At 70.8% G+C, this 9,170-nt stretch carries 10 protein-coding genes; 2 read left to right on the top strand and 8 right to left on the bottom strand.

The window, feature by feature from the left end:
* Window positions 1-119 precede the first annotated feature (119 nt).
* The 7 genes from OU415_RS27060 to OU415_RS38390 form a co-directional block, all read right to left on the bottom strand.
* Window positions 120-884: a sirohydrochlorin chelatase gene (locus tag OU415_RS27060; protein WP_270952088.1), complete on the bottom strand. Its 765-nt coding sequence runs from the start codon at window positions 882-884 to the stop codon at window positions 120-122.
* A gap of 2 nt (window positions 885-886) precedes the next feature.
* Window positions 887-2,224, bottom strand: a complete 1,338-nt coding sequence (locus tag OU415_RS27055) for a sulfate adenylyltransferase subunit 1 (RefSeq protein ID WP_270952087.1) — start codon at window positions 2,222-2,224, stop codon at window positions 887-889.
* 86 nt (window positions 2,225-2,310) lie between these two features.
* On the bottom strand, window positions 2,311-3,249 hold the full coding sequence (gene cysD / locus OU415_RS27050) for a sulfate adenylyltransferase subunit CysD (protein WP_270952085.1): 939 nt from the start codon (window positions 3,247-3,249) through the stop codon (window positions 2,311-2,313).
* Between the two features lie 17 nt (window positions 3,250-3,266).
* A complete protein-coding gene (locus tag OU415_RS27045; protein WP_270952084.1) occupies window positions 3,267-3,983 on the bottom strand; it encodes a phosphoadenylyl-sulfate reductase in 717 nt (238 codons plus the stop codon).
* The gene (locus tag OU415_RS27040) at window positions 3,980-4,132 is read right to left on the bottom strand and encodes a hypothetical protein (RefSeq protein ID WP_270952083.1); all 153 of its coding nucleotides are present in this window, start codon (window positions 4,130-4,132) and stop codon (window positions 3,980-3,982) included. Before OU415_RS27040 ends, OU415_RS27045 begins: the two co-directional genes overlap by 4 nt.
* Window positions 4,129-5,826 (bottom strand): nitrite/sulfite reductase, encoded by a 1,698-nt coding sequence (locus tag OU415_RS27035; RefSeq protein WP_270952082.1) that lies wholly within the window; start codon window positions 5,824-5,826, stop codon window positions 4,129-4,131. The genes OU415_RS27040 and OU415_RS27035 overlap by 4 nt, the downstream gene beginning before the upstream one ends.
* A 108-nt stretch (window positions 5,827-5,934) precedes the next feature.
* Complete coding sequence (locus OU415_RS38390; RefSeq protein WP_351052295.1) at window positions 5,935-6,027, bottom strand: putative leader peptide; 93 nt, start codon at window positions 6,025-6,027, stop codon at window positions 5,935-5,937.
* A gap of 66 nt (window positions 6,028-6,093) precedes the next feature.
* On the opposite strand from OU415_RS38390, the gene hemW reads away from it, so the two are divergent.
* The gene (gene hemW, locus OU415_RS27030) at window positions 6,094-7,323 is read left to right on the top strand and encodes a radical SAM family heme chaperone HemW (protein WP_270952080.1); all 1,230 of its coding nucleotides are present in this window, start codon (window positions 6,094-6,096) and stop codon (window positions 7,321-7,323) included.
* A 179-nt stretch (window positions 7,324-7,502) separates the two neighbouring features.
* On the opposite strand, the gene OU415_RS27025 is transcribed toward hemW, so the two are convergent.
* Entirely contained in the window at window positions 7,503-8,006 is a 504-nt protein-coding gene (locus tag OU415_RS27025; RefSeq protein WP_270952078.1) for a hypothetical protein, read from the bottom strand.
* Between the two features lie 82 nt (window positions 8,007-8,088).
* Here OU415_RS27025 and hrcA point away from each other — a divergent pair, with 82 nt between their 5' ends.
* Window positions 8,089-9,111, top strand: a complete 1,023-nt coding sequence (gene hrcA / locus OU415_RS27020) for a heat-inducible transcriptional repressor HrcA (RefSeq protein WP_270952076.1) — start codon at window positions 8,089-8,091, stop codon at window positions 9,109-9,111.
* Window positions 9,112-9,170: the final 59 nt, after the last annotated feature.

Genomic DNA, 9,170 nt, shown 5'->3' with positions numbered 1-9,170 from the left:
GGTCGTGGTGTTCGTTCGCCGCTGGTCGAATGGTCGTGGTGTTCGTTCGCCGCTGGTCGAACGGTCGTGGTACTCGTTCGTCTGGTGCCTGGGTGATGGCTTGGGCTGGGTCCGTGGGGTCAAAGGACCGCTGGTAGCCGATGCGGGGTCTGCGTGGTGGCGAGGGTTTCGGTGTAGCGGGTGAGGATCAGGTCTGCTACTTCGTGCGCGTTCGCCATCGGGGTTGCGATCAGGGGGTTCTGCGCGTGGTCGTGGGTCAGGTCGGTGATTCGGTCTGGGAGGCGGCCTGGGGCCAGGAACCAGGAGGCGACTGCGATTCGGCGGGCTCCTCGGGCGCGCAGGCGCTCGATCGCTGCTGGGACTGCTGGTTCGGCTGCCGAGGCGAAGGTGGCTGCCGCTCCTGCCCAGGCGGTTTTGGCCTGCCAGCGCTCGGCGACGTCTGCGACCAGCTGGTTCGCCGGGGCGTGGGAGGATCCTGCGCCGGCCACCAGGACGCCGAGGTTCGGGTCGTCGGGGTCGGCTCCGGCTTCGAGGAGGCGGCGCCAGGCCGCTGCCTCCAGGCGCGGGTCGGGGCCGAGGACGTCGGTCACCTGCACCTGGAGGAGCGGGTGGCGGCGCTGCGTCTCGGCCACCGCCGCCGGGACGTCCACGCGGGCGTGGAAGGCGCGGCCGAGCAGGAGCGGGACCACCACCGCTGTGTCGTGGCCGTCGCCGTGCACCGCGCTGAGCACGTCGCCCAGGCGCGGTGCCGACAGGTCCAGGAACGCCGCCCGCACGTCGAGGTCCGGGCGCAGCTCGCGCACCACGTCCAGCAGGGCGTGGATGGTCGCGGCCGAACGCGGGTCCCGGCTGCCGTGGGCGACTGCCACCAGAGGTGCCGCCATGGTCATTCCGCCGCGAACGGCGCCAGCGGCACCCCGATCAGGCCCGCAGCCAGCGTGGTTCCGTCGGCGGGGTCGATCACCAGGAACGAGCCGGTGCGGCGGCTGGCCGCGTAGGCGTCCACCGGCAGCCGCTCCGCGGTGCGCAGCTGCACCCGGCCGATCTCGTTGAGCTGCAACGCATCCGGACCATCCACACTGGACAGCTGCTGCTCGTCGAAGCGGGCCGACAGCTCGGTGACGATGGCCTGCACCGTGCGAGTACCGTGCTTCACCAGCACCTTCGCACCCGCCTTCAGCGGCTTCTCGGCCAGCCAGCACACCGTGGCGTCGAGCTCGTCGGTCAACTCCGGGGCGGAGTCGGCGGCGGCGATCAGGTCACCGCGCGAGATGTCGACGTCATCAGCGAGAAGCAGCGTGACCGAGTGACCCGCCGCGGCACTGGGCTTCGCGCCGTTCGGTGTGTCCACCTTGGACACGCGGGTGCGCACCCCGGCCGGGAGCACCACGACCTCGTCGCCCTCGGCGACGATCCCGGCCGCCACCTGGCCCGCGTAACCCCGGTAGTCCGGGTGCTCGGCGGTGCGCGGGCGGATCACGTACTGCACCGGCAGGCGGAACGGCGCGTCGTGCGGGTCCGGCGCCACCGGCACGCTCTCCAAGTGCTCCAGCAGCGACGGGCCGTCGTACCAGGGCGTGTTCGCCGAGCGCTCCACCACGTTGTCGCCGAGCAGCGCGGACACCGGGATGGTCACCACGGACTCGTCGCGGTAGCCCAGCGCGCGGGCGTGCTCGGCGAACTCGGCGGCGATGCGGGTGAACACCGCTTCGTCGAAGTCGACCATGTCGATCTTGTTGACCGCCAGCACCAGCTGCGGTACGCCCAGCAGCGCCAGCACCGCCGCGTGCCGCCGGGTCTGCTCGATGACGCCCTTGCGCGCGTCCACCAGCAGCACCGCCAGCTGCGCCGTCGAGGCACCGGTGACGGTGTTGCGGGTGTACTGCACGTGGCCGGGGGTGTCGGCCAGCACGAAGGTGCGCTTCGGGGTGGCGAAGTAGCGGTAGGCGACGTCGATGGTGATGCCCTGCTCGCGCTCCGCGCGCAGGCCGTCGACCAGCAGCGACAGGTCCGGCGTCGCCAGGCCGCGGTCGGCGCTGGCGCGGTGCACGGCGTCCAGCTGGTCGGCCAGCACCGACTTGGTGTCGTGCAGCAGCCGTCCGACCAGGGTGCTCTTGCCGTCGTCAACGGATCCGGCGGTGGCCAACCGCAGCAAGTCGGTCTGCACCGGCAAGGTCACCTCGGTGCCGCTGTCCGGCGCGGTGCGGGTGGTCGTCTCGGTCATTCGGGAACCCATTCCTGGTGGTTCGGCTCGGGGAGTGGGGTCGTGAGCGTTTCGGGGTGCCGCAGCGCCCCGAAACGCTCACGACATCAGAAGTAGCCCTCGCGCTTGCGGTCTTCCATCGCTGCTTCGGAGATGCGGTCGTCGGCGCGGGTGGCGCCGCGCTCGGTCAGGCGGCTGGCCGCGACCTCGGCGATGACGTCGTCCACTGTGTACGCCTCGGATTCCACTGCGCCGGTGCAGGATCCGTCGCCGACCGTGCGGTAGCGGACCGTCTTCAGCGACGGCACTTCGCCGTCGCGCGGACCGCCCCACGGGCCGGAGGTCAGCCACATGCCGTCGCGCTGGTAGACCTCGCGGCGGTGCGCGTAGTAGATGTCCGGCAGCTCGATCTTCTCCCGCTGGATGTAGCGCCAGATGTCCAGCTCGGTCCAGTTCGACAGCGGGAACACCCGCACGTGCTCGCCCGGACGGTGCCGTCCGTTGTAGAGGTTCCACAGCTCGGGGCGCTGGCGGCGCGGGTCCCACTGGCCGAAGGCGTTGCGCAGGCTGAAGATCCGCTCCTTGGCGCGGGCCCGCTCCTCGTCGCGGCGGCCGCCGCCGAACACCGCGTCGAACCGGTTGTCGCCGATGGCGTCCAGCAGCGGCGTGGTCTGCAGCGGGTTGCGGGTGCCGTCCGCGCGCTCCTCCAGACGACCGTCGTCGATGTAGTCCTGCACCGACGCCACCACCAGCCGCAGGTCGTGCCGGGCCGCGATCTCGTCGCGGAACGCCAGCACCTCCGGGAAGTTGTGCCCGGTGTCGACGTGCAGCAGCGGGAACGGCACCGGTGCGGGCCGGAACGCCTTGAGCGCCAGGTGCACCAGCACCGTGGAGTCCTTGCCGCCGGAGAACAGGATCACCGGCCGGTCGAACTCCCCGGCGACCTCGCGGAAGATGTGGATCGCCTCGGACTCCAGCGCGTCGAGGTTGTCCACCTGCGGCGGTGCGTCGGTCAGCGGCTCGGCCGGCAGGTCGATTGCAGTCATGTCCTCTCCCAGGGGTCTCAGCCGTGCAGTCCGCACTCGGTTTTGGCGCTGCCCGCCCACCGGCCGCTGCGCGGGTCCGCGCCCGGGGCGGGTTTGGCGGTGCACGGTTGGCAGCCGATCGACGGGTATCCGGCCGCGACCAGCGGGTTCACCAGCACGCCGTGCTCGTCGATGTACTGCTGCATCTCCTCGTCCGACCACGCCGCCAGCGGGTTGATCTTGACCAGCCCGTTGCGCTCGTCCCAGGTGACGATCGGGGTGTTCGCGCGCGTCGGGGCCTCCACCCGCCGCACGCCCGTCACCCACGCCTCGTAGCGGGCCAGGGTGTTGCGCAGCGGCACCACCTTGCGCAGGAAGCAGCAGCGGTTCGGGTCCCGCTCGTAGAGCCGCGGGCCCTCAGCGGCGTCCTGCTCGGCGACCGTCTGCGCCGGGAGGGCGTCGACGATGGTGACGTCGTAGACCTGCGCCACCGCGTCGCGGGTGCCGATGGTCTCGGCGAAGTGGTAGCCCGTCTCCAGGAACAGGACGTCCACGCCCGGTTTCGCCTTGGCCGCCAGGTCGACCAGCACCGCGTCCTGCATGTTCGACGCGACGATCAGCCCGTCGCCGAAGTTCTCCGCGGCCCAGCGCAGCGCTTCCTCCGCGCTGGCCTCGGCCAGTCGCGGGGCGGCTTCCTCGACCAGCGCCCGCAGCTCCTCGTCGCTGCGCCGGGTGCTGATGTTCGTGGTGGTCATCGCTGTTCCTCTCCCAAGGCCAACCCGACGAGCCGCACCGCGAAGACCCGCAGGCACGACAAGCACTTCCACGCCCCGGCCGGTTCGGCTTCGGGCGCCAGGTCCTCTTCGCCGCAGTACGGGCAGTAGAACGGTGCCGCTCGGCTCATTTGAGGTCGTCCTCGTCGGCGCGGGCGACCCACTGCGCGAACCGCTCGCCCTCGCCGCGCTGCTCCAGGTAGTGGCGGACCAGGCGCTCCACGTAGTCGCCGAGCTCGGCGGAGGTGACCTTGTGACCGCGGATCTTGCGGCCGAACCCGGCGTCGATGCCGAGCCCACCGCCCAGGTGCACCTGGAAGCCCTCCACCGGGTTGCCGTCGCCGTCGGGCACCATCTGGCCCTTCAAGCCGATGTCGGCGACCTGGGTGCGGGCGCAGGCGTTCGGGCAGCCGTTGAGGTTGATCGTCACCGGGTCGGCGATGTCGCCCTGGATGTCGGCCAGCCGCTTCTCCAAGTCGTGGACCAGGGCGATCGCCCGCTGCTTGGTCTCGACGATGGCCAGCTTGCAGAACTCGATGCCGGTGCAGGCGATCACGCTGCGCCGCCACGGCGACGGGTCGGCCTGCAGGCCCAGCTCGGCCAGGTCCGACACCAGTCCGTCCACTTCGGACTGCGCCACGTCCAGCACGAGCAGGTTCTGCTCCACGGTGGTGCGAACTCGCCGCGAGCCGGCGCGCTCGGCGGCCTTGGCCACCTCCATCAGCGTCGAGCCGCTGACCCGCCCGGCCTCGGACTTCACCCCGACGTAGAAGTTCCCGTCGACCTGCGGGTGCACGCCGATGTGGTCGCGCGCGCCGGTCGGCGTCTCCGGTGCGGGACCGTCGGTCAGCTTGCGGCCCAGGTACTCGTCCTCCAGCACCTGGCGGAACTTCTCCGGGCCCCAGTCGTTGAGCAGGAACTTCAACCGGGCGCGGTGACGCAGCCGCCGGTAGCCGTAGTCGCGGAAGATCTGCACCACCGCGTGCCACACCTCGGCGACCTCGCCCAGCGGCACCCAGGCACCGAGGCGCACGGCCAGCTTCGGGTTGGTCGACAGGCCGCCGCCGACCCACAGGTCGAAACCGGGGCCGTGCTCCGGGTGCTCCACGCCGACCAGCGAGATGTCGTTGATCTCCGGAACCGTGTCCCAACGCGGCGAACCGCTGATCGCCGACTTGAACTTGCGCGGCAGGTTCGACAGCGACCGGTCGCCGATGAACTTCTCGGTGATCTCCTCGATCGCCGGGGTGGCGTCGATGATCTCGTCGGCGGCGATCCCGGCCACCGGCGAACCCAGCACCACGCGCGGGCAGTCGCCGCACGCCTCGGTGGTGGACAGCCCGACGGACTCCAGCTTCTGCCAGATCGTCGGCACGTCCTCCACCCGCACCCAGTGCAGCTGGACGTTCTGCCGGTCGGTGATGTCGGCGGTGTCGCGGGCGTAGGTCTGCGAGATCTCACCGATGGTGCGCAGCTGCTCGGTGGTCAGCGCACCGCCGTCGATGCGCACCCGCAGCATGAAGTAGCGGTCGTCGAGCTCCTCGGGCTCGATCGTGCCGGTGCGCGCGCCCGGGATGCCCGGTGCGCGCTGGGTGTAGAGACCCCACCAGCGGAAACGACCCCGCAGGTCGGCCGGGTCGATCGAGTCGAAGCCGCCGTGGGCGTAGATCGTCTCGATGCGCTGCCGGACGTTGAGCGGGTTGTCGTCCTTCTTGGACCGCTCGTTGGCGTTGAGCGGCTCGCGGTAGCCGAGCGCCCACTGGCCTTCGCCGCGCGTCTTGCGCTTCCGGGCTGGGCGAGGGGCGGCTTCCGTCGGGGGGACCATGTCCGACCTCCGGGATTCAGGCGCGGTGACGCCGCGTGGAACCCCGTCGGTGACGGATCGCACTGCTCGGCGCCCCCGGCGCCGACTGGACAATGCAGCAGCGCGGGATCAACCCGTAGCGCGGCACAAACAGCTGGAGACCCGCCGCAGGTCCACGTAGCGGCGGGCGACCAGCAAAAGCGTCGGCAAGGTTGCGCCCATGTGAAGGAGCGTGCCACGCGCCCACCAGCCGGTCCAGGGGCATCCGAATGGTGAGACAGTGGTGCTGTGCCTGCTCAGCTGCCCACCGGCGAACCCGCGCCGGCCGATGGAACCCTGCCGCCCGAGGCCCTGACCGGACTCGGTTCGCGGCCCTTCGGGGTGTACGTCCACGTGCCGTTCTGCGCCACCCGCTGCGGGTACTGCGACTTCAACACCTACACCGCCGATGAGCTGGGCTCTTCCGCCGGCTTCGGCAGCTGGCTGGACGGTCTGAAGGCCGAGCTGGAGCTGGGTTCGCGGGTGCTCGCGCAGGGCGGTGCGCCGGTGCCGCAGGCGCAGACGGTGTTCGTCGGAGGCGGCACGCCGTCGCTGCTCGGAGCGCAGCGCCTGGGCGAGGTCGTGGACGCGATCCGCGCCACGTTCGGCCTGGCGGATGAGGCGGAGGTCACCACCGAGTCCAACCCCGAGTCGACCTCGCCGGAGTTCTTCGCCGCGATCCGCGACGCCGGGTACACGCGGGTGTCGCTGGGCATGCAGTCGGCCGCCGAGCACGTGCTGCGGGTCCTGGAGCGGCGGCACACCCCGGGCCGCGCGGTGGCGGCGGCCCGAGAGGCGCGCGCGGCCGGGTTCGAGCACGTCAACTTGGACCTGATCTACGGCACGCCGGGGGAGACCGACGACGACCTGCGCCGCTCGCTGGAAGCGGTGCTGAGCACCGGCGTGGACCACGTCTCGGCCTACGCGCTGATCGTGGAGGACGGCACGGCGATGGCCCGCAAGGTCCGCCGCGGCGAACTGCCGATGCCCGACGACGACGTGCTCGCCGACCGCTACGAGCTGATCGACCGGACCCTCGCCGAGGTGGGCCTGACCTGGTACGAGGTGTCGAACTGGGCCAGCGACGAGGAGGCGGCCTGCCGCCACAACCTCGGCTACTGGCAGGGCGGGGACTGGTGGGGCGCCGGTCCCGGCGCGCACAGCCACGTCGGCGGAGTCCGCTGGTGGAACGTCAAGCACCCGGCCCGCTACGCGTCCCACCTGGCGGAGGGCAACTCGCCGGCGGCGGGCCGCGAGCGGCTGAGCGCCGAGGACCAGCGCATCGAGAGGGTCATGCTGGAACTCCGCGTGGCGGAAGGCCTTTCGATCGAGGCCCTGGACGAATCCGGAGTCCTCGCGGCGAAGCAGGCGGTGACCGACGGCCTCCTCGACCGGGAAGCCCTCACCGCGGGCCGCTGCGTCCTGACCGGCCGAGGCCGCCTCCTCGCCGACGGAGTGGTCCAACGCCTCATCGCCTGAGTGCGATCCCAACCCCTCGTCGCGCGCGCCGGTGCTGCAGGTGGTCACCGACCAGGATCAAAATTCCATTGAAATCGCACGTCCAATTTCAATGGAATTTGCGTCCCGTCGGCGTGTCAGATCCCGACACGCCGATGGATGTGGGCAGGTCGTCCTGCGTGTGGACAACTTCCGCAATTTCAATGGAAATCGGAGGTCTGATTTCCATTGAAATTGCGGGGCGGGGTGTCGAGGTCGAGGACTCGGGCGTGCAGGACCGTTCGCTGGTGGAGGGCCGAGCGGAGGGCTCGGTGGAGGCCGTCCTCGAGGAACAGCTCGCCGCGCCAGCGGACCACGTGCGGGAACAGGTCGCCGAAGAACGTCGAGTCCGGGCTCAGCAGCCGGTCCAGGTGCAGGACCTTGGTCGTGGTGACCAGCTCCTCCATCCGCACCGGGCGCGGCGGCACCTCGGCCCACTCCCGCAGGGACATCCGGAGCTCCGGATACGGCCGGCCCTCGCGGACGTCCTTGAAGATCACGTGCTGGTACCTCCTGGCGAACGGCGGATCCGGCGGCTGCCGCGGTGGGTCCGCGACCCGGATCGACGTGCTGCGCTCGCCAGCGGCGGACGAGGACCGGGACCGGTCGGCCACCGGCAGGCTACCGGTGCCTACCTGCGGCTCTCGGTCCTGGGCGAACAACACCGTAAACTCGATGGTGGTACCCGGGCCCGGTCCGGGCGCATCAGGCTGGGCAGGTGCTGCTGGCGAAGAGGAGGTGGCGCGGGTGAACGCGGACGAACGGCGGTTCGAGGTCCTGCGGGCGATCGTCGCGGATTACGTGTCGAGCAAGGAGCCGGTCGGTTCCAAGGCGCTCGTCGAACGCCACGACCTCGGCGTGTCCAGCGCCACCGTTCGCAACGACATGGCGGTGCTGGAGGAGGAGGGCTTCATCGTCCAGCCGCACACCAGCGCTGGGCGGGTGCCGACCGACAAGGGCTACCGGCTGTTCGTCGACCGCCTGCACGAGATCAAGCCGCTGACCGGTGCCGAGCGCCGCGCGATCCACACCTTCCTGGAAGGCGCGCTGGACCTCGACGACGTGATGCGGCGCAGCGTGCGGTTGCTGGCGCAGCTGACCCGGCAGGTCGCCGTGGTGCAGTACCCGACGCTGACCCGCTCCACCGTCCGGCACGTCGAGGTGGTCACCATCACCCCGGCCCGCCTGATGCTGGTGCTGATCACCAACACCGGGCGCGTCGACCAGCGGGTGGTCGACCTGGGCGACGTCATCACCGACGAGGACGTGGCGCGGCTGCGCAACGTGCTCAACTCGGCGATGGCGGAGAAGCGGCTGGCCGACGCCTCGGCGGCGGTCGCCGAGCTGCCCGACCAGGCGCCGTCGGAGCTGCGCGATGCGCTGATCCGGGTGTGCAGCGTGCTCATCGACTCGCTGGTGGAACACCCGGAGGAGCGGATGGTGCTCGGCGGCACCCCGAACCTCACCAACAACGTGGCCGACTTCCCCAACTCGTTGCGCCAGGTCATGGAGGCGCTGGAGGAGCAGGTGGTGGTGCTCAAGCTGCTCGCCGCCTCCCGCGACTCCGGCACCGTCCGGGTGAGCATCGGGATGGAGAACGAGGCCAAGGAGATGCAGACGACCTCGGTGATTTCGACCGGTTACGGTTCGGATGGCATGGTGCTGGGGGGACTCGGCGTCGTCGGGCCCACCCGGATGGACTATCCGGGGACGATGGCGGCGGTGCGCGCGGTCGCCCGGTACGTGGGTGAGATCCTGGTCGGTCGGTGACGTTTCACCAGCAGGACCGGCGTTGCACTCGTTGATCGAGCAGAGGAAGTACGGAGAAG

This window comes from Saccharopolyspora oryzae (assembly GCF_027853915.1).
Classification (GTDB): Bacteria; Actinomycetota; Actinomycetes; order Mycobacteriales; family Pseudonocardiaceae; genus Saccharopolyspora; species Saccharopolyspora oryzae.
The sequence above is the reverse complement of the archived record's forward strand: the minus strand, read 5'-3'. Positions and strand labels throughout refer to the sequence as shown.

Bases quoted from the DNA above. Each gene is read 5' to 3' on its own strand.
- OU415_RS27060 (WP_270952088.1), bottom strand. From the start codon at position 884: ATGGCGGCACCTCTGGTGGCAGTCGCCCACGGCAGCCGGGACCCGCGT.
- OU415_RS27055 (WP_270952087.1), bottom strand. From the start codon at position 2,224: ATGACCGAGACGACCACCCGCACCGCGCCGGACAGCGGCACCGAGGTG.
- cysD (WP_270952085.1), bottom strand. From the start codon at position 3,249: ATGACTGCAATCGACCTGCCGGCCGAGCCGCTGACCGACGCACCGCCG.
- OU415_RS27045 (WP_270952084.1), bottom strand. From the start codon at position 3,983: ATGACCACCACGAACATCAGCACCCGGCGCAGCGACGAGGAGCTGCGG.
- OU415_RS27040 (WP_270952083.1), bottom strand. From the start codon at position 4,132: ATGAGCCGAGCGGCACCGTTCTACTGCCCGTACTGCGGCGAAGAGGAC.
- OU415_RS27035 (WP_270952082.1), bottom strand. From the start codon at position 5,826: ATGGTCCCCCCGACGGAAGCCGCCCCTCGCCCAGCCCGGAAGCGCAAG.
- OU415_RS38390 (WP_351052295.1), bottom strand. From the start codon at position 6,027: ATGGGCGCAACCTTGCCGACGCTTTTGCTGGTCGCCCGCCGCTACGTG.